The organism is Thalassorhabdus alkalitolerans, from assembly GCF_042656525.1.
Classification (GTDB): domain Bacteria; phylum Bacillota; class Bacilli; order Bacillales; family Marinococcaceae; genus Thalassorhabdus; species Thalassorhabdus alkalitolerans.
In genome coordinates this window covers 186,086-209,165 of record NZ_JBHSOZ010000010.1, presented here as the reverse complement: position 1 = coordinate 209,165, position 23,080 = coordinate 186,086, and the positions used below count along the sequence as shown (strand labels likewise).

The following is a 23,080-nucleotide window of genomic DNA, read 5'->3' as shown; positions in this document are numbered from 1 at the left end:
CGGATGAATTCGAATGTCAGTGAGAGGAAAAAAACAGGTGCATTAATGGCGGTGAACTTGAGAAAGGACACCGCCCGTAAGCCCCATCATCCCAATTCTGATCAACAAAAAGGTGCCAGCTATCGAAAATCAGATAACTGACACCTTTTATTCCTTTTCAGAGACTGTTTTGTCCCAGCTTCTTCTCATGCTGGGTTTCTTTTTCATAGGAATACCACTGATACAAATCATTTCCGTCATCCTCAGCCATATCACGTACAGAAAATGATTTCCCCCCTGCTGTAGAGAGAATGGAAACAGTAAACGTGCAAAGGCCCATTCTTCTTTGAAACAGGGAATGGCTTTTTTCCACAGACTGTATTCTTTTTTTAGGGACTACCTCTCTCGTTAAATTAAAGTGCCGTGTCTGGAAAATGACATGCCTTTTTGTTACGGCATGCCCTCCATCCTTATACCGGAGCCAGCCAAGAGCAAATGCAACCGGTATAAAGATAAGCAGCCAATTGCCAAATGGAAGCCATACAGCTGCAGGAATGACTACAATAAGAACTGGTATAACAGCTCTCACCATGAACCGAATCAGTGCTCGCTTAGGAAGCGGTGTCAATTGCTTTTCAATTACGTAATCAGGAACAATTTCATTCAGGATTTCGTTGGCAGCTTTTTTCCTGACCAAGGGAAGAAGGAGTGTAGAAAGCTGTTCATCACTGCTTCCTCCTCCTGCACTCTCTACATACACACTAGTAAAACCGAGGGGCTGGCGAATCATGGTGGCTACATAGCGTACGGTAGTAATCCGCTTAATGTTTAAAGTGAGCTGCCTTGTTTCCAGCAAACCTCTTGAAATAATAAGGTCGTTTCCTCTCTTGACGACGCTAAAATTGCCGTATTTGATGACGGTAATAAAAATTGAAATAATCCATGCTATTACCGTGATAAGAAAGATAAGTATGATAATAACAAAAATACTCGATTCCACAAAAAAACCTAATGTTGTTTCATAAAAAGTCTCAGGGAGCAGCTGGTCTACTTGAGTAAACAAGGCTAACACAGCAGAAAGCACCAGCCCTACACCACCTGATGTCAATCCTGCTATAAATAAGTCTCTAACTGGAAGCTTCCATTGATAGTCCACAGGATGTGCTTCCAGTTCCTCTTCCTTTTTCTCCTCCGTTTCCTCTGCTTCCGTATCATGCACCTCTGTCGTACCTCGATTGAGAAGCATCGACCGCAGCTCTTTTGCTTCTCCTTTGGTGACAGCTACAATTTCAACCTCTGGTTCGTTTCCTCCCCCAGCGGTCTCTATTCTTACTTTAACAAGACGGAATAATCGCTGAAGCACGCCCGCTGTCACATCGAAGCTTTGTACTCTGTGCCTGCGGATGTAACGATTTTTTTTAATAAAGATTCCCTGCTTTATCCTCAGCTCTCCCTCTTCGATGCTATATCGATAGGTCAACCAGTAGAGCAGGCTGTGGATCAGCATAATAGCCAGAATGATGGGAAATACCAAGCGAAATCCAAATATGTTTGGACCTGTGCCCCCAACCACAAAAGCGAGGATCAAGGGAATTAAGAAATCTTTTATGCGGCCGAAAAATAATATAACAATGGCTGCCCCATGCATTCTTTTTCCTTTATTCATCTTCATCAGCTGTTTGTGCCAGCATGGCAATTTGATCTCTAAGGTTATCGGCCACTTCCTCAGTTAGAGCAGGGATTTCATGAACGTCTGCTGCGGTAGAAATCGTAACAGCTGAAAGTCCATATCTTCTGTAGAGGGGACCCTGTTCCGTATCCACATGCTGAACCCTTATCATAGGGATTAATGTTCGCCTCACAATAAACACCCCGTACTTTAAGTCAATTTCCTGTTCATGTACTTCATAGCGCCATCTCCTCCACCTGACACTTGGAATAACCCAGACAAAAAACAAAAATAATATTCCGTACAAACCTATAAAGACCCATAAAAGCCACTGAGGAAAGTCGTAAAAGTACATTAATATTCCGTAAAAGACCGGAATGCTTAAAAAGAACAGACTCTCTAGCGCCCCTTTAAACCGCCAAACTGGCAAAGCTTTCCTGGAAATGCGTTGTGTTGGTTCTTTGCGCAAAATAATACCCCTTTCCCCTTGACCTCTTATTCTTCATCAGCGTAAACAATCTCTACGCCTAGTTCAGAAAAAAGTTGAAGAACCTGGTCATTTAAAATTTCATCTCTTAATAATCCAAGAGATTTGACTATTTCTATTTCAGCTAGTTCTCCATTTTCAGCTTCTTCAAGCAAATCAAGGATTTCGGTGTACTCTTTTTTTTCTAGTTCGTTCATAATCTCATCTTTAGTCAATTTATTTCTCCCCTTTTTTATTATGTAATTGTCCTTTTATCTTACCACGAACCATTTTATTCTAAAAAAACTTCCCCCAAAAAGGAGTGTCGCTTCCTCCATCGTCAAGTTTTGTACAAAAAGAAGAGACTTCCTTCTTACGAAGCCTCTTCTTCATATTATTATTTATTTTTTGATTGTTCAATGGTGTCAGTCATCTGCTTCCATACCGATCCCTTTGCTTCTTCGCCCCCTTCAATGCGTTCAAGAGCCATTTTGACTTGCATGGCCACCTCAAACTCAGGGTCGTCCTGGGCTTCTTTCAGCGGTTCAACTGCCGATTCATCTCCAACCTCATAAAGAAACATTGCTGCTCGCCAGCGCACTAGTTTGTTTTTATCCTTAAGTGCTTCCGTCATGGCAGGTATACCTGCTGTATCCCCAATATCTGAAAAACAGTCTCCAGCTGTTCTTCTCACAGTAACCGTCTTATCCTTTAGTGCTTTTTCAAGAAGCGGTAATACTACAGGCTTTTCAATCATTCCAAGATAAACTGTCGCCAGGCGGCGGATTGCAGGCTTTTCGTCTTCTAACGCTTTTTCTAATACAGGTAAATCCTCTTCTGTTGAGTCCATCTGTTCCATAGCCGCATACCGATTTTTCCAATCGGGATCCTTTAAGTCTTCAAGTGTAACCGTCTTCCGCTTTTTCTGAGGGAGTTCAGAAGCATTCTCATCTGCCAGGGCTCGTTGAACAAGATTGTCGAGACGTTCCTGATTGTAGGCAGCAGACACTTCTTCTGCTACTTCCTGACCGATTTCCTCCAGGTCACTTCCGTACCGGGTGCTGCTTTCAACCCACTTTCGTTCTAGCACGACATTATCTTCTTCTTGTTGGGCCTCAAAGGCTGCTTTCTGGAACCTTTCAGGAAGGCCCACTCTCTTTTCCTCATCCCCTGTGGTCAGCTTAATTTGCATAGGGATTCCTTTAAACTCTTGTATGGAGACTTGTACTTCTCCAAAGGCATCATCCACTGTTTCCTCTGCTTCTGTTTCTGCAGTCTCCTCGCCAAATACCGCTCTGACCTGCGGGAGAATTACTTTCCAGTCTACTTTTGCGTTTCGCTCTAGCGCCAGAAAATCAGCTACATGATAAACACCTTTAATACCCTCAATTGCAAAAATCTCTTTAATTTGTTTTGGAGCGTCTTCTTTATTATTTTGTGTATAATTATTGCTCTTTCCCCCAGCAAGTGTTTCATCCAATATTACTTTCATTGTATTGGGACTTGGGGTTGGCTCAATTGTCTTTATCTTCATTTTCTACTATTACTCCTTTCCACGGTGTTACTGGATTGATTGTAACATAACCAATCCTTCTCCTTCCATTCCAAGCATTGTTAAGATTCGTAACTGTTTCTCAACTCATGTATAATGGAAAAAAAGAGCAAAGGGGGAAAATAATATGCAAGTTGCAATCCTTTCAGACATTCACGGGAACGCTAAAGCATTAAAAGCAGTATTAAACGACCTTGCTGAAAAGAACGTCAAAAAGTTATACATAATCGGTGACTTATGTTACCGGGGACCAGAACCTAAAAACGCTCTTGAAACTGTACGTTCCACCCCGGCTAAAGTGTTAAAGGGAAATGCAGATGAATGGATCGTTAGGGGAGTGAAAAAAGGAGAGGTGCCTGACAAAGCTCTTGCTATTATGAATCAGGAAAGGGAATGGACAGTAGAAAGACTGACACAGGATGATATCGCTTATTTAGAAAACCTGCCTACTTCCTTCCATGAGAACCTGACAAAGGAAATAACGATGCACTTATTCCATGCTACCCCTGACAGCTTATTTGAAATTGTCTCAAAAGAAGCAAGCGATGAAGAACTTGAACATTCACTAATGACCCAGGTAGATGCTGACTTTTATATCTACGGTCATATTCATACACCATTTGTGCGAAAGATTGGCGATAAGACTGTAATTAATACTGGGAGTGTGGGTCTTCCCTTCGATGGAGATAATCGAGCATCTTATGCACTGCTTACGATTAAAGATGGAAAAGCAGAAGCTGCGATAGAAAGAGTAGAATATGACATTAACCGGGTAGCCGCCTCTTATGATGCAAATGATTATCCTAACCGGGACCAGATGAAACAAATTATTATAAGCGGAAAAAAACCGAGCTAAGGATAAATGAAATCAGCCGAGCTCTCTGTGAAGAGGACTCGGCTGTTACTTGTTTAAGATGCTTGTTACGCCTTCCATAATAGTTAAAAAGGAAGCTTTGTCATTGTACATTTGTACAATCTCCTGTTCTTCATTGATCAATACAGTAGTAGGAACACCCATACATCTATATTGATCATATGTTTTTGTTCCTTCATCTGCAAGAGCCGGAAACCTGTATCCCTGCTTTGCAAGAAATGCGTGCCCGTCTTCTTTATTACCTTCTCGGCCGGTAACATTTACCGTCAGAAAAACGAGCTGCTCACTTTTCATGCTTTCATAGAAGTGATTTTTCTGAGCAAGATCTTTTACTGAGTCAGGACACCAGGAGGCCCAGAATGTGAGCATAACAGGCTTTCCTTTATAACTTTCTAACTCTACAAATTCACCATCTTGAATATTTTTCAATGAAAAATCAGGTGCTTTCATGATATCTTCTGCTCCTCTCTTTGGCCGGTACCCTTGTTTACTTTATGTATGGCTTTAGATTATTTATAAATGACTCGATTGAACCAAAAGCATAGATTGTTTCTTTACAATCCCCCTCTTTAAATATCTTTACACAAGGCACACTTTGTATTTTCAGCTGTTGAACAATCTCCGGCATCAAATTAACATTCCCTTTGTATGCTGACGGAGCTGCAGATAATTCCTCAGCGGCAAGAATCATCTTTTCAGCTATTTTACATGTCCCGCACCACGGGGTATAAAAATAAATCATCACTGCTTGATCTCTTTGTAAAACAGCATGTAACTGTTTTTCTGACACTTCTTCCATTGAAGCTTTCCCCCCGGGAGGCATTTTATTCTTTTATCATATCTTCTCATTGCCTGACCTTCAAGTGAAGCACTTGGGATCTTAGGTCATATCTGTTCCACTCAGTATCTTTCTGCGTGCAGCCGGCTAACCAAGTGATTTTGAAACCAGAAATAAGGCTCCAATTACCAAAGACGATAATTGGAGCCTTATTTATTTTAGTGAGACGGTTTTGTCTCCCCCTCCTTCATGAAGAGGAAAATGATGATTTATTGATCGGTTTGTTCTTCATTCTTTTCAACGACCGCATCCCGCCATTTCATAAGGTCGTTCACTATCCCGCCAAATTCCTTATTAAAGGGATAATTTTCCTGCATTAATGCCTTCTGTTCCATTTCAGGCAGTCTCCTTAATGCTGTTTCAGCTTCATTAGCCGCTTGTACTAAACGGTCTAATCTGCGATTTAAGTCAGCTCTGCTCATCGGGAATCCTCCTTCTTTGCATTCTATTTCTTTTTACCCAAAGGAGAAGAATGCAAAACTTTCAGGAAGATTCCTATTCCGCCCAGGAGACATCAACGTTATAAATCATTTCTTCCTCCTCGATTTCAAGAGCTTCTTCTTGGACGGGGCGTGGTGGTAATGAGGGAGTTGTATCATTAATATCGGAGAAGGCTCCCCGGATAATAATCTCTGCTGGCAGACCACCTTCTTCAGATGGTGTGGTAAAATGGAGGTCAATAGAAAGACCGGAAACTTTAAATGTTTCCTTATGAAAGGTAAGAATATAAGTTAAAGAATCAAGTGTAACATTAAGAGGGCTATCCGTCAGACTGACCCCGGCCTGGTCTCCCATAAGGCGGTAAATATGGGTATTTAATTCTTCAATACTTACCCCTATATCTTTAAAAGAGATGAAAATTTTTTCATCCTTTTCCGTGATGGAAGCTCGTCTGAAGGCTTGAAAAGGAAATTGCAAATGCTCATCCATGCTGTTTTCTGCCTCAACAAAAGCAAGAGCCTGCTCTGCAACTGGCGGCGGTACTCTCCGCCATGTATTTTCATTAGAATGAAACAGGTAATAGCCGCCTTCGTTTATATAAAACTCCGAATACATCTCTTCACCAGTTCCCTGATGAATCATAGTTTCATAGCTTTTGTGCAAGGAAAAAGGCTGGAACTTCACTTCAGATTGTAAAAATACTTCTTTTAAGAATTCTTCTTTATCAGCTCTCATCCTATTTTCCCTAATATTCATTTCCATTGTATAACTTGTCATGGTATTTAAGCTGTTCTCCATGTTATTTATCATTTTATGAGACGTCGTTTCACTTTCCCCTTCTCTATCTCCCCCGGCCGTTTCGTCTATGGATGGAATGCTCCTTGTTGATGCTTCCTCTTCAGCATTCACACAACCGGTTACATAAAATATGGAAAACAAGAGAAGGCTTAGCCACATCCTCCTCTGCATAAAAACGCCCCTTTTCCACTTCTTTCTCTACTTATTCCCATTAATGATGTCATCATATCATTAATTGTTAGAGTATTGAAAAATTTATGAGGGCTGTTCAGTATAATCTCTTTCCTGCTTCAAGCAGTTCTGCCCCTACTGGCCAAGTATCATGGCATTTTGCATTTGTCTTAAACGTGCCTGTGCTCTCTCTAATTCCACCCGCTGCTGAGGTGTAGTGCTTCTCAAAAGGTGAGAAAGTTCATCCTCAACTTCATTAATTCTTTGTTGTAACAGACTGTATTCCTCCTGGTCGTAATACTCCAGCTTTTGACCTTCCTCCCATTCGCTGCGTGCCATAGCAATTGTTTCCTCCACTTTACTAAGCATTGCATCCATTTGTTTATAAATAGCCATCATTTTTCCTCCTTGCATAATATGTTTCATTATTATCCCGGAAAAAATAATCACCTATACAAAGAGAGGGAAGGGAAAGAATGGATGTGCTTTTTTACTTCACTTTATAAACAAATCCATCATAAGCAACAGAAATATTGGAAAATTCTCTGGCAGCTTCTTCTCTCAGGATTTCAAGTTCCTTCTCATACCTGGGGCTTATATGTGTGAGGATGAGATGCTTGGCCTTGCCGTCCCTGGCAATGATTGCAGCTTCTTTAGCAGTGCTGTGCCCAAACTGTCCGGCATGGTCTTTTAGATTTTCAGAAAATGTACCTTCATGTATAAGTACTTCAGCGTTTTCAGCTAACGTTCTGCTACCCTTGGATGGTTTGGTATCCCCTGCTATACTGATCACCCTCCCTGGCCGGTCAGGTTCCAAAGCATCCTTCCAGCGAACCACTGTTCCATCTTCCGTGACAACGTCCTTTTTTTCCTGAAGCTGTTTATAAAGAGGGCCTGGCGGCAAACCCTTTTTCACTAAATATTCCTTTCGAACACGTCCTCTCCTTGCCGGCTCTGTGAAACGGTAGCCAAAAGAAAGGACAGTGTGGTCCAGCTTAACTACCTCTACAGCCCCCCTATCTGTTTCAATCTTTTCACCAGCTCTCACTTCATTTACAAACAGAGGATAGTTCAGGTACGTACCCGAGGCCTCCAGGGAGATGGTTATAAATCGCTTTATTCCTGGCGGCCCATAAAGAGTGAGAGGGGTTGTTCCTCCCATAAAAGAACGGCTTCCTAAAAATCCAGGAAGACCATAGATATGATCCCCGTGCATATGTGTAATAAATATTGCTTCAAACATTGGGGGCCTTAATGTAGAATCAAGCAGTCGGTGCTGTGTTGCTTCCCCACAGTCAAACAGCCAGGCCCCTTTTTGCCCCGAAAGAAATCGAAGCGCCGTTGCGCTCCCATTTCGTTGTTTGGAAGGGACACCTGCTCCAGTACCTAAAAAATGTATTTCCATGTATGGTCCTCCCTTGTTCATTCGATAATAACAGGAAAAAGAGATGGGACAAAATTTGTACGAACATCGTAAAGACAAAGATAACTGTATGAATATCGCCCTTGTGACTGGGCAAAAGCGAAGGGGGACGAAAACATGCTTCTTCCTGGCTAACGAAAGAAAGAAACCCGAACCACTGTTAATAAATGGTCCGGGTTTTCTTGGAGTGATATCGTTTTGTTCCAGCCTCAGCAAATCATGTAGCTAACGCATCGGCAAATGCTTTTGCGTAGGGAGGAAGATCAGGAGGGCGGCGGCTGGATACAATATGACCGTCCACCACTACTGCCTCATTTACCCACGTTGACCCAGCGTTTGTCATGTCATCTTTGATTCCAGGCGTGCTTGTTACCTTTACACCCTCCAAAATACCAGCTGAAATTAAAACCCAGCCGGCATGACAAATTTGTCCGATTGGCTTCTTCTCTTGATCCATATGCTTCACAATCGACAACACTTCATCGTAACGGCGTAATTTATCAGGTGCCCATCCTCCTGGCACCAGCACTCCGTCATAGTCGTTTGGGTCTATACTGGAAAACGCCTCTTCAGCCGTTGCAGGCACTCCATATTTCCCGGTGTATACCTTGCCCTTTTCTTTCCCTGCAAGGACTACCTTAGCACCCTCTTCCTGAACACGCATCAGGGGATACCAAAGCTCAAGATCTTCAAATTCTTCATCTACCAATGCTATAACTTTCTTACCTTCTAATCTCATAATGGCCTCCTTTAGATGATCTTTATCTATTCTACCATCAGCCCTCAATTTTGAAAAAAGAAGGGAACTACGAAGGGGGATGAAAAGTAATAAATGTTTTTATTTGTTCTCTTTTTTTCCAGGCAGCTGCAAGGCCCGTTTTTTTACAATCTTGTTTAGACACTCTCCAGCTTCTCAATGTAAAAGAAAGCCTTTGAGCAAGGGGAAAAGGTGTTATCTCAATATCTTGAGTACTTCTCCAGCCGGCGTGCATCTTTTTTTTACCTAAATAGTCAAAACGCTGTCTAAACCCATTTTTAAACCATGGATACTCTTTTTCTTTGCTTACTCCAGGTTGATTTAAGCAGGAATATAGTGAAATATCATCACAAAATTGGAGAATGTTTAAATGTTCTGTTTCAAAACCAGTCCGGGCTCCCCGTCCTCTTAGTTTATCTTGTCTTTTTTGCTCCTGCTCATAAAACTCTTTACCCATTTTTGTTTCATTGCTCGTAAAAAAAGAAGCGTAATGAAGGCTCCCTAATAAGGCGGCATAAGGATTAATTCTTTCAATCTCATCCACCCCATTAGCGTAAGCATTTATTTTCTCGTTCATTGGATAATCAGTAAAAGAAAAAGGCCTTTGTTTCGCTTCATTCCACAACGGTTGTTTATCAAGGGGGATCCATGCTCTGTCATGCTCTTTTACAGCGAGAATGACGGCTTCCCACAAACTGGTCTTCACGGCAGGATCTCCCCAAAATGCGCACACTGCACCAGACAACCTGGCATGTTCATGCTGCTCAATTAACTCAAAGCTGTCACTCCATTCTCTAATAATCACTTCAACTCCCCCTTTGTTTCATCTTTTTCTAGTCGTTTTATATAATAAATTCTTGATAAAACAGAGATAGTCCTTTTTTATTACGAAGCAGGATAATGAAAAACGCAGATCCTGCTTATCAGCTCTTTCCCCTGTAATTTTTTCATCACTATTATCGGTATTCTTACGGTAAGTGAAATTTTAAATTAATCGACAGTTCAACCATTACTATATAAAAAGAGGATGCCGTCAACATGAGGGCATCCTCTCCATTACACTAGAAAAGTAAATAATCGTTCATCTTTGTTAATTTCGTCGTATTGAAAGCCTTTTTTCTGCATTCTCTCAATAAGCTGCTGATAATCTTTACTGCATTTTAACTCAACGCCTACTAAAGCCGGTCCGCTTGTTTTATTGTTCTTTTTTGTGTATTCAAATCTGGTAATATCATCAGTCGGTCCAAGGACTTCATCTAAAAATTCACGCAAGGCACCTGCCCGCTGGGGGAAGTTGACTATAAAATAATGCTGGAGCCCCTCATAAACAAGAGATCTTTCTCTCATTTCCTCCATCCTGCCAATATCATTATTCCCGCCGCTTACAATACAAACTACGGTCTTTCCTTTAATTTCATCCTTGTAAAAATCCAGGGCTGAAATCGGCATGGCCCCTGCCGGCTCTGCCACTATGGCATTTTGGTTATACAGTTCAAGAATCGTACTGCAAATTTTCCCTTCCGGAACAAGCTTAATATCATCTAAGACATTTTTACAAATATCATAAGTAATCTCACCCACACGTTTGACAGCTGCGCCATCAACAAACTTTTCAATCTCTTCCAGCTCCACAACTTCTCCGCTGGCCAAAGACTCTTTCATTCCAGGAGCGCCGGCTGGCTCTGTTCCAATTATTTTGGTAGAAGGAGAAATGGATTTAATATAGGTGCCTACGCCGGAAACAAGGCCGCCGCCTCCAATGGAACTGAACAGATAATCTATTTTTTCTTCTATATCATTCATAATTTCCATTCCGACTGTGCCCTGACCGGCAATAATTTTTTCGTGATTAAAGGGATGGATAAACTCCATATTGTGTTCTTCCCTGTATTCCATCGCCTGGGCAAATGCATCATCAAATGTATCACCTGTCAGAATAACTTCCACAAATTCCTTTCCGAATAATTTCACTTGGTCAATCTTTTGACGGGGCGTTGTATTAGGCATAAATATCTTGCCTTTTACTTTTAAAGCTTTACAAGAATAGGCAACTCCTTGAGCATGATTGCCAGCACTTGCACATACGACTCCGTTTTCAAGACTTTCCTTAGAGAGACTATGCATAAGGTGATATGCTCCCCGGATTTTAAAAGACCGGACGACTTGCAGATCTTCCCGCTTTAAATACACATTCGCGTCATATCTTTCAGAGAGAACCTGGTTTTTTTGGAGAGGAGTATGAGTAACTACATCCTTAAGAGTTTGATTAGCTATGATTATGTCTTCGATATGAATCCTGCTCATGCTTTTTTTCCTTTCATTTGTCAGGGTTTGCGCTGTTGTCATTCGAATCATCCTTTTTACGTCTTTACCAGGCTATTATGTCCCTTTTTTCCTGTCATTTGCTTTGTCCTGCAGGCTTCATATAAAACCTGCTGCTCTTCTTTATTAAAGAAGAGCAGCGTGTATACAGACAAGCTGCCTATTTATCCTTACTAATTATAACATCATTTTACTATGGTTAGAGATAATCTCAAGCCATTTCAAGCAACTTGTCCCTTATCGTGGACGAAAAGATGAATCAAAACGTTTTCATCTTTTACTTTCTGCCATATAGGATGGCAAGGAGGCGTTCTATCCTCTTAAAATTCTTCTTGGAATAAGGAAAGTAATTAAAAGAACGTTTTCTCTTTCCTTTTTCAGTCATTATAGCCTGGGTATACGTGAAAGCTTCAACTCCTTCTCTGCCGTGGTACCTTGCCGCTCCGCTTTCTTTCACCCCCCCAAAAGGGGCATTCATATTGGCAATATTCTTAATGACATCATTTACATAGACGCTTCCTGTATTCAGCCGTTCAGCCAGCTGTTTCCCTTTCTCTGTATTATTTGTGAAAATGCTTGCATTTAATCCAAAGCGGGAGTCATTTGCCAGCTGAATCGCATCTTCTTCCCTGTCATATGGTGTGACGGTTACAACAGGTCCAAACGTCTCTTCCTGCATAATTTCCATCCCTTGATTTACATTTGTTAAAATCGTCGGTGGAAAAAAAGGATACTCAGCTTGTTTCCACGTCTCGTCCGTCACACAGACTGCACCATGAAAGATAGCATTCTCCACCTGCTTTTTTACATTTTCAAAGCCGTCTCTTGTTGTCATCCCGCCCATATCAGAATGAAAATCAGTTCCCTGGGTTAATGCCAGGGCTTTGCTGCGAAGCTTCTCTACAAAATCTCTATATAATGATTGATGTACATATATGCGCTCAACGCTGACACAAACCTGGCCGCTGTGGAGAAAACTACCATACAATCCTGCTTCAACAGCACGGTTTATGTTAGCATCCTCACAAACAATCATCGGATCTTTGCCTCCAAGTTCAAGATCAACAGGGATCATATAGTCAGCCGCATGTTTCATAATGGCTTTGCCGACAGGAACACTGCCTGTAAAAAAAATCTTTTCTGGTTTGGCATCGACCAGGGCTATTCCCTGCTCTTTGCCTCCATGGACCACCTCAACTGTTCCAGCTGGAAAGACAGAGGAAAATAGCTCCTCCATCCATTTGTTTAATTTTGGCAGGACTTCAGAAGGCTTTAGTACTACAGTATTTCCAGTAACTAATGCAGTAAGTGCAGGTACCATTGAAAGCTGTAAAGGAAAATTCCACGGAGAAAAGACCGCAATTGTTCCCAATGGCTTTCTCACTACACTGGTCCTCTGCTTCCCATAAATAAACGGTGTTTTTCTCGTTTCCTCTGCCATATATCCTTCGATTTCTTTTTCATAATGAACAATGGCATCTGCTGTCGCTAAAATTTCGGCTGTCAATGTATCCGTCGGTGTTTTATGTGCTTCATTCTGCAAAATGCTGATTACTTCTTTTCTCTTTTTCAACAGTTGCTTTCGCAGCTTTTTCAAATATTCAACTCTCTTTTTCAGTGGCAGTGAAGACCAGGTTTCTTGTGCAAGTTTAGCTTTGTTCATTTTTTCAGTTATTTCTTCCGGTGTGTGCCAGATTGTCATTTTCATCTCCTCTTTCTTCTTTCTTTCTGAAAAAACGCTATTATGTTCAGGACGTCTCCTGGTACAAGCAGGAAACCTGACAGGAAAGCAGTGCTTATTTTACAAGATCCTTGTAAAAGGAAGGAATTGAAAAAAAATAATAGAGCATCTATAATAAGAGTGATATCGTGTGAAGGGGAGTATCTCTTTTTCCAGCATACACGGAAATTCGGTCCGGCATCAAAGGATCGAAACCAAGGATGAGTGGCTTTATACATACAAAGGAGGATCACAATGGTCAAAAAATGTAGTGCATGGTTAATGATGGCATTTGCGATTTTTGCTCTTTCTCCTCTTGCTGCTTTGGGAGCAGGAGGCGGAAACGGAGAAAATGGCGCTGAAGAAGTAGGAACGTTCATGTATACTTCTTTATCTGTCCTTTCTCTGGTCACTATTGTTTTTGTAATTGTACTTATGTTTACTGATAATAACTAACCTGTAAAGCATTCAGCCTTTGGCTGGATGCTTTTTTCCTAAACGCTGTATTTTAAAATGTTTTGCACCGGTTAGTTTTGGTAAAATACAAGTATGGGAAAATCAAAGCTTCTATCTGCTCGCTCCCAAATCGAGAGATAAGAAAGCAGTTTCCTTTCGCCCGGGAAAAAAGAGGGCAAAATTCTGCAGGAGGGGTTATGATGAACGAACTATTAAAAAAAGGATTTTTCCTAGGACTCGGTGCAGCAGTGACAGGGAAAGAAAAAGTTCAAACATATTTGGATGACCTTGTTTCAAAAGGACAGATCACTCCTAAGGAAGCCGATGAGTGGATGGATGAAATGGTTACGAAAGGTAAATCAACAGAAGCTGAATGGTCCTCCCAAGCTAAAGACCGCATGCAGGATTCCTTTAAAGACATGGGGGTTGCTACTCAAAAAGATATAAATGAACTAAAAGAACAATTAGCAGCAATTGAATTGCAATTAGCACAGCATATCAAAAACAATGATGATGAAAACAACTCAAACTAACCAGCGAGACATTCAGGAGAAAGGAAATGTTGCATGGCACTTTCTAGAGGTCTCAAGCACGCAAACCGCTACCGAAAAATAGTAGCTACTCTGACAAGACACGGGTTTGGCTACATTATCCAGGAGGTTGGGTTATTCCATGTCCTTTCTCTCCCAAAGCGTCTTGCCGCTGATTCAAACAAAAAAGAAACCAGGTCTGTTGGTACCCGAATCCGTCATGTGGTAGAAGAGCTTGGACCAACCTTTATAAAACTTGGCCAAATGATCAGCACAAGAAAGGATATCTTTCCTCCTTCTATTATTCAGGAGCTTGAAAAGCTTCAGGATGACGTACCTCCCTTTCCTTTTGAAAAAGCAAAGAAAATGATTGAAGAGGATATGGATACCTCAATTGATGAGGTCTTTTCAGAGATTTCAGAAAAGCCCCTTGCAGCTGCCTCTATCGGACAGGTACACTGGGCCCGCCTTAAAACAGGAGAAGAAGTGGCCGTTAAAATATCTCGTCCTCATATCAAAGAAATTGTCGAAAAAGATATAGAGATCCTTAGAGATCTAGCCAGACTCCTTCACCAGCGTTTTACATGGGCTCAGTTTTACCGCCTCCAGGATGTAATAGAAGAATTTGTTACTGCTATACGAGATGAAGTGGATTATTTTGTAGAAGCCCGTAATACAGATAAAGTCAGGAAAAATATGGAGAAGTTTGAACGGGTAGTGATCCCGGAAATTTATGAAGAGTTTTCCACCAAACGCATACTTACTATGTCTTTTTTTAAAGGGAACAAGATCAGTGAACTTTCGGAATCAAGAAGTGAGGTTAAAAAAAATGCCCTGGCCCGTTCTTTAGCTGACGCTTTTTTGCATCAGGTGTTAATTGACGGCCTTTTCCACAGTGATCCTCACCCAGGAAACATTATATTTTTGGATGAAGACAGAGCTGCTATGCTCGACTTCGGCCAGGTAGGGCGCCTTAATAAAGCAATGCGGTACCAGTTTGTCAGTTACGTTATTGCGATGACCCGCAAGAAACCAGAAGAAGTGGCCGAGACCATTTATGATATGGCTGAAATTCCTGAAGATATTAATCATGATCAATTTGTGGATGATGTGGAATACTTATTGCAGAAATACTATGACCGGCCGTTTAACCAGGTACGGTTCGGTGAAGCAATCAATGACATATTCTCAATGTCTCATAGGTACCAGATCCAAATTTACAAAGAATACACACTTCTTGCCAAAGCGATTATTACACTTGAAAGTCTCCTCGAAAGACTTGATCCTGAGCTGAGCATTGTTGAAGTTGCCGAGCCTTACGGAAAAATGCTTGCTCGTGACCGTTTAAATCCGTTTGCCTGGCTTACGAAAGTGGGACGAGAAGGAAAAAGACAGCAGGACATCCTTACCGATATCCCAAAAGAATTAAGAGATGCATTAAGGCAGATCCACAAAGGAGTAGGTATTGACGTAAAGATACCTACGCTGAATATCTTCTTAAATAAAATGGACAAAATTGTTAACCGGATTTCTTTTAGTATCACACTTCTTGCCTTTAGTATCATCATGGTAGGCCTTATTATTGGATCCACGTTTGGGGACCAAAACTCTATTCTTGTCCAGCTTCCAGTCATTGAAATTAGTTTTATTGTCTCCTTTTTTATGTTTCTTTTACTAATTTATTCCATTTTAAAATCGGGACGTTTTTAAGAGCTGTCTTAAAGAATGTTGACAATGTTTTTTTACATTTTTTTCAAACAACGTGTTTACTATATAAATTGATATGAAGCTCCCTTGATGTGGACTCTTTCACCTCAAGGGATTAGGGTGGTTCTCGTTTTCAAATTTTCCAATGATTACGAGCAAAGCAGCCAGGGTAAGCTTCGCTCGAGCGATTACAGCGACCGGGCAAAATTGACCGCACGCCTCTTATCAGAGGATTTGCGGTCTTCTTTTACTGCAAAGAAGCACTTACCTCGTGTAACAGTAGTGTCATTCCTTCTGCAGACACACATAGGTCTATTTGAATCAGACAGTCTTTTAGCAGGCTGGCGGGGTGGATCATTCTTTCATTTCTCCACTGCTTTGGTAAGATAAGCGTGAACATTATACAAAGGAGCAGCCTATGACCTGGGACATATTAAATATTATCGGAACAATTGCCTTTGCCTTAAGTGGTGTTATTGTAGCAATGGAAGAAGATTATGATTTACTAGGAGTTTATATCTTGGGGTTTGTTACGGCTTTTGGGGGAGGAGCCGTGCGAAATTTACTGATTGGTGTGCCTGTCTCTGCTTTATGGGAGCAAGGAAACCTTTTTACGATTGCTTTTATTGTTATGACTTTGGCTTTTCTTCTCCCGAATCTCTGGCTTACTCAGTGGGGAAAATGGGGAATATTTTTTGATGCCATTGGCCTTGCTGCATTTGCTGTTCAGGGAGCCATTTACGCTGCAGAGATGAATCACCCGTTGAGTGCTGTCATCGCAGCCGCTGCTCTTACTGGTGCAGGAGGCGGGATGATTCGAGACGTGCTTGCAGGACGCAAGCCTATGGTGCTGCGTCAGGAGATCTATATCGCCTGGGCCATGCTTGCAGGGTTATTGATTGGTACAGGAGCAGTAAACACCATGGCTGGGTATATATCTTTGCTGGTTGTCATCGTAACACTCCGCATGCTGTCAGTCTATTATAAATGGCGTCTGCCTCATCGTTCTTTAAAGAACGGGTAATCAATGCCCTTTCTTAGTGAAGACTTTAGGGACACAATCAAGCGTATTTTAACGAAAATCCCAATGATTGTAATAAAGTGAAAAAAGCTCATTCTTCCCGATTTATGGCAGGGAAGGATGAGCTCTTATGTTATGATTTATCTGTTTCATAGGGAAGATCGGGATATGAAGACCAATCACTCCAGCTCCCTGCATATAAACGTACATTTTCAAACCCTGCTTCCTTTAAGGCAAGAACATTAGCTGCTGCCGTTACCCCAGATCCGCAGTAGGATATGATTTCATCAGAATGAGACAACCCGGAAAAGTGGCTTTGAAGCTCTTCAGATTCTTTCCATTTCCCCTCTTCTGTTAATACTTTCTTCCAGAAATAATGCCTGGCTCCAGGGATATGACCGGCTACCGGGTCAACCTCATCCCTGATTCCTTTGTACCGTATTTCATCACGACCATCAATTAAAACTTTATCTTCTTCATGTAATGCTACCTTCACTTCTTCCAAATGAACTAATAGACGAGGTTCTTTATCTGCGAAGAAATACCTTTTCTCTATAGAAGGAATTTCCACGGTTACAGGATATCCTTTTTTCTTCCAATTTGTAAATGTCTGATTAAGGACATAAACATTCGGATGGCCAAGATATAACAGCATCCACCAAAAACGAGCTGCCATAGCACCGCCCTGGTCGTCATATGCTATAACCTTTGTATCCTTATCAATCCCAAGTTCAGAAATAAAATCCGCAAACTCCTCCATGTCAGGCAGAGGATGCCTTCCACCATGGACGGCCGGAGAATCTGATAAATCCTTTTCCAAATCAACATGTACTGCTCCAGGAATGTGGCTTTCATAATATTCTTTTCTTCCCTGCTCAGGCTGTCCCAATTCAAAACGACAATCAACGATTCGAAGGTTTTCATCATGCAAATTTTCATTCAGCCACTCAGTTGTTACTAGATAACTCACTACATGTCCCCCTTCTTCATTTTATTTCTATATTTTAACATGCCTCAGCAGCATGCTTCTATTAAGAAGGGGCTTTTAACTCATAAAGGATTCCTTCAAGAACGTAATCCACTGACTGCACCATTTCATGGAATCTTTTTGATTTCGTATCTATTTGAAAAGCAGTCACTGACAAAATAGTGAGGTTCTCATGTGTGTCTGTAACTTGTTTTTTGTATATATATTTTGGCTTCTCTTCCTCTATCCACCTTTCAGATACCTGCCTCCATTTGTCAGCTGCTTCTTTCACGTGGTCGGCAAAGGGCTTCACCTGCCCATAAAAATCGGGTGAGTAACCTTCTTTTAAGGTGTTCTGCTCATACTGTTTCAAAGCCTTTTCATTCCACTGCTTTACTTCCTTTGTTAATGAATGTAAAAGAGCGGTGTCTTCTTTTGTCCACATTATCTCTCACCTCTTTTTTTATCATACCAAAGGAAGGTCTCTCCTTAAACTGAAAACAATCCGGCAAGAAATCCTTTTTCTTTTTTTGAAGGACCGTTTTCGTCCTGTGGTTCTATCTCTTTCATTTTTATCTCTATTAGACGCTCTTCTATCTTTCCGATTTTTCTTTCGACTTCTTCAAGCTCCTGCCTGTGCTTTAGTAATTGATAACTTACAACTTCATCTGCTTTTGTTTCTATGATTTCTTCCAGCTGTTCTATTCTCTTTGTCATAATATCCATTTTTTCCAGTACTGAGGCTGAAGCTACTTGAGATAAGTGAGATTCGGTGTCATTTTTCCGGCTGTCATCCCATTCCTTTTTAAGAGCTTCGAATTTAGAAATGGCCTCTTCTCCGTATAAAAAATGTCCCCGGTCATTTGTTGAACATTTAATATCATGCTTCTTTACCCACTTATGCACAGTAGCAGGAGCTATTTGCAACAATTCGGCCACCTCTTTAGTCTTCAGCATTCGTTCACTCATCTTGAAACCTCCTCCATTCACTTATAGCTAGGTAATTCTACCTTTCTGCTTGCTCTCCTTTCCACCTTACAAAACTAGTGCTTATTCGAAAAAGAAAGAAGAGATCTGTGCCTTTTCTTGTTTTTTTTCCGCCATTCGCATAACAGCGTGAACCAAGGGGACAGTAAGAAAAAGGAGGGGTTGAATTGAGAAAAAAACCGAGTCAAAACAATGGGAAAGTGAAAGGCAAGGAAGAGAAAAAAGTCGGGTACGGAGATAAGAAGCTCGAGGGCCCGAATCGTCCTGCTGAGTAATCAGAGGAAAAAAGAAGCTTTCACTCTGCGATGAGCGAAAGCTTCTTTGTTATTCATCTGATTTACTATTGAGTCTTTGAGCAACCGTTTCCGGTTGAATAGCAGAAAGAATGACATGGTCGCTGTCAGCAAGAATAATGCTTCGAGTTTTTCTGCCATTTGTCACATCGATGAGCATTTTTCTTTCTCTTGCTTCCTGGATCATTCGTTTGGTCGGAGCTGAATCCGAATTAACAATTGATACGATGCGTCCAGAAGGCATCATGTTGCCAAATCCCAAATTTATAGGCTTATCACTCATCTTATCCCATCTCCTTCTATGTAATAAAATTATTCTAACATATACAGTTCCCCCCTTGTCCACTTAGCCTATAAACGTTCAAGAAAACATCTTCTTTGTAATGAGAAGTTGTGCTATGATAAGTTGATGACATTTGACTGTCCTTTATTTTACACAAAAGGAGGGTGAATTTGTTGGCCTTTCGCTATCCAAACGGGAAACGATTTATTCCTTCTGGAACAAAGCCGTCCAAGTCTCTCACTGGGACATCTCCTCAATTTGGCAACAGAGGGATGACCTTGGAAGAAGATTTAAATGAAACAAATGAATATTATTTACAAACCGGACAGGCTGTCATTCATAAAAAGCCAACACCTGTGCAAATTGTAGGAGTTGATTACCCAAAGAGGAGTGCTGCCACCATTACGGAAGCCTATTTTAAACAGCCGTCCACAACTGACTATAATGGTGTATACTCTGGAAAATACATTGATTTTGAAGCCAAAGAAACCAGGAACAAAACTTCCTTCCCTTTTGGCAATGTCCATGAACACCAGGTAAAGCATATGGAACGGGTCGTAAATCAAGGCGGTATCGCATTTTTAATTTTTCGGTTTTCACCGACACAGGAAGTATATTTATATGATGCTTCCCACTTTATTTATTGGTTTAGAGAACAAAAGGAACGCAAGTCTATTCCTAAAAATGATATCGAAGAAAAAGGACATCTCGTGCCTCAAGGTCTATCTCCTCGTCTAGATTATTTACAGATAATTGACCGTGTCTATTTTTAAATTTGTAACTTATCCTATCGGTTTACGTCTAACAGGATAGGAGAGCTCGGTTCGTTTGAACTGATAGAAAGGAAGATCTAGCAGAATGAGTCAAGAGTATCGTTCAAGAACAGAAAAACGTCAGGCTGAAGAAAAAAATAAACGGGGCAATAAAAAAAAGGCAGAAAATACAACGCTAAAGCAGCCGTTATGGAAAAAAATAGTCATAGCTTTTTCTATTATACTTGCCGTTTTGGTCATCGCAGGCGGAGTTACAGCTGTCGCTATGATCAGAGACGCTCCTGCACTTGACCCTGAACAGCTCGTTTTTTCCCAGGCTGCCCAGATATATGATGACCGCGACGAACTGATTACTCAGCTCCAGGCCACAGAAAATCGTGTCATGGTGGATATAAACGAAGTACCTGACCACGTAAAAAATGCATTTATTGCTGTTGAGGATGTCCGTTTTTACGACCACTTTGGTGTTGATATGCGCCGGATGTTCGGAGCTCTTGCAGCCAACGTATCCTCAGGTTTTGGAGCTGAGGGGGCAAGTACAATCACCCAGCAGGTAGTTAAAAATGCATTTCTGTCCCCTGACAAGCAGATAACGCGAAAAGTACAAGAACAATATCTTGCCGTACGTCTTGAACAGCAGTACAGCAAAGATCAGATTTTAGAAATGTATTTAAATCTTATTTATTTCAACAACGGCGCTTACGGTATTGGTCAAGCTGCCCAGTATTACTTTGACGTCTCTAATGTGGAAGAGCTTGCCATTGAAGACGCCGCTCTTCTTGCTGCGATTCCGCGCCGTCCGAGTTACTACGATCCTACTAACAATCCGGAAGCTGCAGAATCGAGAAGAAACCTTGTTATATCTTTAATGGAAGAACACGGTTTGATCAGCTCTGATGAAGCGGCCGAAGCAAGAGCTGTTACCATTGAAGAACAATTGAATGTATCTGAGCTTGCTGAAACCGAAGGTCAAGTATATGATTCATTCATTTCCCACGTACAAAGTGAAATAGAAAATATTGATGGGATCACTTCTTCTGACTTATATTCAGCAGGGCTTCAAATTTATACCACCCTTGATACCTCTGCTCAAGATTACGCGGAAGATGTCATTCAGACTCGTGATTATATTGATTCTTACCCTGATAATGAGCATTTCCAGGTCGGTTTCACCCTGCTTGATACTCAAACAGGTGAAATTAAAGCAATGGTTGGCAACCATCACGGCGGTGAGGTTGCTCGCGGATGGAACTATGCTACACGTTCAGAGGCCCAGCCTGGTTCTACCATTAAACCAGTGTTGGATTATGGTCCTGCCATTGAAAACCTGCAGTGGTCCACCGGCCATATTATTCCCGATGAACCACACTCCTATTCAGATGGTACGGAGATCAGGAACTACTCAAGAAACTATATGGGCAACATAAGCATGAGAGAAGCTTTGGTCCGGTCTTTAAATATTCCAGCTGTAAAAGCTCTGCAGGAAGTTGGACTGGATGAGGCTCAGGAATTTGCCGCCAATTTAGGAATGCCTTTTGAAGAAATTCATGAAGCGTACGCTCTTGGAGGAGTAGCAGAAGGTGTCTCCAGTAAAGAAATGGCTGGTGCATACGCAGCCTTTGGTAACGGCGGAGAGTTTATTGATCCTTTTGCAGTAAGAAAGATCGTCTTCCCTGACGGCAGAGAAATCGATCTTCGTCCGGAAGCCAGCGAAGCTATGAGTGATTATACGGCCTATATGATAACGGATATGCTTAAAGGTGTGCTTGATGAATCGTATGGTACAGCAAGAGACATCAGCCTTCCTAACCTGCCTGTGGCCGGTAAAACAGGAACAACAAACTTTACGGCTGATGAAAGACAGCAATATAATATCCCTTCCGGCGGTGTGCCTGATACGTGGTTTACAGGGTACACGTCCCGCTATACAGCTTCCGTGTGGACAGGATTCAGCGGCGGCCGGGATGCAGGCTATCTAAGTGAAGGACCGGAGCGACGAATCGCTAAACAAATCTTTGAACTTGTTATGAATGAAGTTTCTGATGGTATTGAAACTCCTGACTTTGAACAACCGGAATCAGTTGTAAGAGTAGATGTGGAAAAAGGCACAGGAAAGCTCCCAAGCCCTCAAACTCCCCAGTCTGAAATAACTGAGGAACTGTTTGTCAGAGGGACAGAACCTGACAGCGTCTCACAAGAATTTATTGAGGAAGAGGAAGAAGATGAGGAAGAAGATGAGGAGACAGAAACTCTCACATCAGTTTCCGGTTTATCGGCTTCCTACAATCAAGAGAATGACCAAATTATTGTGACCTGGAGTTACGATGGAAGCGGCGCTTCTTTTGAAGTGAGTCATGGTACTGGTGGATCTCTCAATACAGTAGCTACACAAGGAGAAATGCAATATATCCTAAATGCACCTGAAAAAGGCACTACTCACGAATTCCAGGTTATAGCCGTTGAAAACGGGGAACGAAGTGATCCAAACAATGTAAGTGTAACTGTTCCTGATGAAGAGGCTATAGAAGAAGAGGAGCCGGAAGAAGAAGAAACAGATGAGGAGCCTCAAGAAGAGGAACAGCCGGAGGAAGAGCAGCCTCAAGAAGAACAGCCACAGGAAGAGGAGCAGCCTCAGGAAGAGCAGCCTCAAGAAGAGCAGCCTCAAGATCAGGAGGAAGAAAACGGTGCTCCTGAAGGTGGCGGGAATAACGGCGACAATGGACCTCCAGAAGAAACACCAGCTCCACCTGCTGAAGAAAATAATGGCAACAACAATAATGCAGAAACAACTCCAGAACCACAGCCTGAGCCACAACCTGAGCCGGAACCTGCTCCACCTGCTGAAGAAAACAGTAATGACCAATCGGCAGAAAGTAACGGCGATGAGAACGGCAATGGAGAAGAAGACTAAGATTAAAAAGTGAGACTGGAACTAAACAGTCTTATAAAACAAAAAGAGGATCCAATAACTGGATCCTCTTTTTGTTGATGATAATACGGTTTATAGTGTTTTCGGGTTGTGGACGTTCACAAGATTACCCTTCACTGCATAC

Annotated in this window: 26 protein-coding genes; 8 read left to right on the top strand and 18 right to left on the bottom strand. The window is 41.6% G+C overall.

The features are described from left to right. Window positions 1-157 precede the first annotated feature (157 nt). The 4 genes from ACFPU1_RS16040 to ACFPU1_RS16025 form a co-directional block, all read right to left on the bottom strand. Window positions 158-1,645, bottom strand: coding sequence for a PH domain-containing protein (locus tag ACFPU1_RS16040; RefSeq protein ID WP_385942918.1), 1,488 nt, complete (start codon window positions 1,643-1,645; stop codon window positions 158-160). After that, window positions 1,638-2,117: a PH domain-containing protein gene (locus tag ACFPU1_RS16035; RefSeq protein WP_054635711.1), complete on the bottom strand. Its 480-nt coding sequence runs from the start codon at window positions 2,115-2,117 to the stop codon at window positions 1,638-1,640. Before ACFPU1_RS16035 ends, ACFPU1_RS16040 begins: the two co-directional genes overlap by 8 nt. A gap of 26 nt (window positions 2,118-2,143) precedes the next feature. Then, window positions 2,144-2,350 carry a hypothetical protein gene (locus ACFPU1_RS16030; protein WP_385942916.1) on the bottom strand — a complete coding sequence of 69 codons (207 nt, stop codon included), beginning with the start codon at window positions 2,348-2,350 and terminating at the stop codon, window positions 2,144-2,146. A gap of 161 nt (window positions 2,351-2,511) precedes the next feature. After that, window positions 2,512-3,648 (bottom strand): conserved virulence factor C family protein, encoded by a 1,137-nt coding sequence (locus ACFPU1_RS16025; RefSeq protein WP_385942914.1) that lies wholly within the window; start codon window positions 3,646-3,648, stop codon window positions 2,512-2,514. Between the two features lie 145 nt (window positions 3,649-3,793). Between ACFPU1_RS16025 and ACFPU1_RS16020 the strand changes: the two genes are divergently transcribed. Next, window positions 3,794-4,522, top strand: a complete 729-nt coding sequence (locus ACFPU1_RS16020) for a metallophosphoesterase family protein (RefSeq protein WP_385942912.1) — start codon at window positions 3,794-3,796, stop codon at window positions 4,520-4,522. Between the two features lie 45 nt (window positions 4,523-4,567). Here ACFPU1_RS16020 and ACFPU1_RS16015 read toward each other — a convergent pair whose 3' ends face one another. The 10 genes from ACFPU1_RS16015 to ACFPU1_RS15970 form a co-directional block, all read right to left on the bottom strand. Further along, on the bottom strand, window positions 4,568-4,990 hold the full coding sequence (locus ACFPU1_RS16015; RefSeq protein WP_054635709.1) for a TlpA disulfide reductase family protein: 423 nt from the start codon (window positions 4,988-4,990) through the stop codon (window positions 4,568-4,570). Window positions 4,991-5,027: 37 nt separating this feature from the next. Beyond that, entirely contained in the window at window positions 5,028-5,339 is a 312-nt protein-coding gene (locus ACFPU1_RS16010; protein WP_054635708.1) for a thioredoxin family protein, read from the bottom strand. A 248-nt stretch (window positions 5,340-5,587) separates the two neighbouring features. Beyond that, complete coding sequence (locus ACFPU1_RS16005; RefSeq protein WP_100398600.1) at window positions 5,588-5,800, bottom strand: hypothetical protein; 213 nt, start codon at window positions 5,798-5,800, stop codon at window positions 5,588-5,590. A gap of 73 nt (window positions 5,801-5,873) precedes the next feature. Beyond that, window positions 5,874-6,788: a DUF6612 family protein gene (locus ACFPU1_RS16000; protein ID WP_385942909.1), complete on the bottom strand. Its 915-nt coding sequence runs from the start codon at window positions 6,786-6,788 to the stop codon at window positions 5,874-5,876. A 135-nt stretch (window positions 6,789-6,923) separates the two neighbouring features. After that, the gene (locus ACFPU1_RS15995) at window positions 6,924-7,184 is read right to left on the bottom strand and encodes a DUF2524 family protein (RefSeq protein ID WP_054635705.1); all 261 of its coding nucleotides are present in this window, start codon (window positions 7,182-7,184) and stop codon (window positions 6,924-6,926) included. A gap of 94 nt (window positions 7,185-7,278) precedes the next feature. Continuing rightward, a complete protein-coding gene (gene rnz, locus ACFPU1_RS15990; protein ID WP_054635704.1) occupies window positions 7,279-8,193 on the bottom strand; it encodes a ribonuclease Z in 915 nt (304 codons plus the stop codon). Window positions 8,194-8,428: 235 nt separating this feature from the next. After that, window positions 8,429-8,950 (bottom strand): type 1 glutamine amidotransferase domain-containing protein, encoded by a 522-nt coding sequence (locus tag ACFPU1_RS15985; RefSeq protein WP_054635703.1) that lies wholly within the window; start codon window positions 8,948-8,950, stop codon window positions 8,429-8,431. Window positions 8,951-9,017: 67 nt separating this feature from the next. After that, entirely contained in the window at window positions 9,018-9,773 is a 756-nt protein-coding gene (locus tag ACFPU1_RS15980) for a DUF3891 family protein (RefSeq protein WP_385942906.1), read from the bottom strand. Window positions 9,774-10,024: 251 nt separating this feature from the next. Beyond that, the gene (gene ilvA, locus ACFPU1_RS15975) at window positions 10,025-11,272 is read right to left on the bottom strand and encodes a threonine ammonia-lyase IlvA (RefSeq protein WP_100400805.1); all 1,248 of its coding nucleotides are present in this window, start codon (window positions 11,270-11,272) and stop codon (window positions 10,025-10,027) included. 295 nt (window positions 11,273-11,567) lie between these two features. After that, a complete protein-coding gene (locus ACFPU1_RS15970; protein ID WP_385942904.1) occupies window positions 11,568-12,992 on the bottom strand; it encodes an aldehyde dehydrogenase family protein in 1,425 nt (474 codons plus the stop codon). A gap of 273 nt (window positions 12,993-13,265) precedes the next feature. On the opposite strand from ACFPU1_RS15970, the gene ACFPU1_RS15965 reads away from it, so the two are divergent. The 5 genes from ACFPU1_RS15965 to ACFPU1_RS15945 all read left to right on the top strand — a co-directional run bounded on the left by ACFPU1_RS15965 (window position 13,266) and on the right by ACFPU1_RS15945 (window position 16,727). Then, window positions 13,266-13,466, top strand: a complete 201-nt coding sequence (locus ACFPU1_RS15965) for a hypothetical protein (RefSeq protein ID WP_385942902.1) — start codon at window positions 13,266-13,268, stop codon at window positions 13,464-13,466. Window positions 13,467-13,666: 200 nt separating this feature from the next. Continuing rightward, window positions 13,667-13,999 (top strand): phasin family protein, encoded by a 333-nt coding sequence (locus ACFPU1_RS15960; protein ID WP_054635697.1) that lies wholly within the window; start codon window positions 13,667-13,669, stop codon window positions 13,997-13,999. 33 nt (window positions 14,000-14,032) lie between these two features. Beyond that, window positions 14,033-15,706, top strand: a complete 1,674-nt coding sequence (locus tag ACFPU1_RS15955) for an ABC1 kinase family protein (RefSeq protein WP_385942900.1) — start codon at window positions 14,033-14,035, stop codon at window positions 15,704-15,706. An 87-nt stretch (window positions 15,707-15,793) separates the two neighbouring features. After that, entirely contained in the window at window positions 15,794-16,093 is a 300-nt protein-coding gene (locus tag ACFPU1_RS15950) for a hypothetical protein (RefSeq protein ID WP_385942898.1), read from the top strand. Window positions 16,094-16,121: 28 nt separating this feature from the next. Next, on the top strand, window positions 16,122-16,727 hold the full coding sequence (locus ACFPU1_RS15945) for a trimeric intracellular cation channel family protein (RefSeq protein WP_054635694.1): 606 nt from the start codon (window positions 16,122-16,124) through the stop codon (window positions 16,725-16,727). A 130-nt stretch (window positions 16,728-16,857) separates the two neighbouring features. On the opposite strand, the gene ACFPU1_RS15940 is transcribed toward ACFPU1_RS15945, so the two are convergent. The 4 genes from ACFPU1_RS15940 to ACFPU1_RS15925 form a co-directional block, all read right to left on the bottom strand. After that, complete coding sequence (locus ACFPU1_RS15940; protein ID WP_385942896.1) at window positions 16,858-17,694, bottom strand: sulfurtransferase; 837 nt, start codon at window positions 17,692-17,694, stop codon at window positions 16,858-16,860. A gap of 61 nt (window positions 17,695-17,755) precedes the next feature. After that, complete coding sequence (locus ACFPU1_RS15935) at window positions 17,756-18,136, bottom strand: YppE family protein (RefSeq protein WP_385942895.1); 381 nt, start codon at window positions 18,134-18,136, stop codon at window positions 17,756-17,758. A gap of 44 nt (window positions 18,137-18,180) precedes the next feature. Next, window positions 18,181-18,660 (bottom strand): helix-turn-helix domain-containing protein, encoded by a 480-nt coding sequence (locus tag ACFPU1_RS15930; protein WP_385942893.1) that lies wholly within the window; start codon window positions 18,658-18,660, stop codon window positions 18,181-18,183. A 342-nt stretch (window positions 18,661-19,002) separates the two neighbouring features. Next, window positions 19,003-19,254 (bottom strand): DUF370 domain-containing protein, encoded by a 252-nt coding sequence (locus ACFPU1_RS15925; RefSeq protein ID WP_054635689.1) that lies wholly within the window; start codon window positions 19,252-19,254, stop codon window positions 19,003-19,005. A 173-nt stretch (window positions 19,255-19,427) separates the two neighbouring features. Here ACFPU1_RS15925 and recU point away from each other — a divergent pair, with 173 nt between their 5' ends. Further along, window positions 19,428-20,027: a Holliday junction resolvase RecU gene (recU, locus tag ACFPU1_RS15920; protein ID WP_054635688.1), complete on the top strand. Its 600-nt coding sequence runs from the start codon at window positions 19,428-19,430 to the stop codon at window positions 20,025-20,027. Window positions 20,028-20,112: 85 nt separating this feature from the next. Further along, complete coding sequence (locus ACFPU1_RS15915) at window positions 20,113-22,938, top strand: transglycosylase domain-containing protein (protein ID WP_385942891.1); 2,826 nt, start codon at window positions 20,113-20,115, stop codon at window positions 22,936-22,938. The last annotated feature ends 142 nt before the right edge of the window (window positions 22,939-23,080 follow it).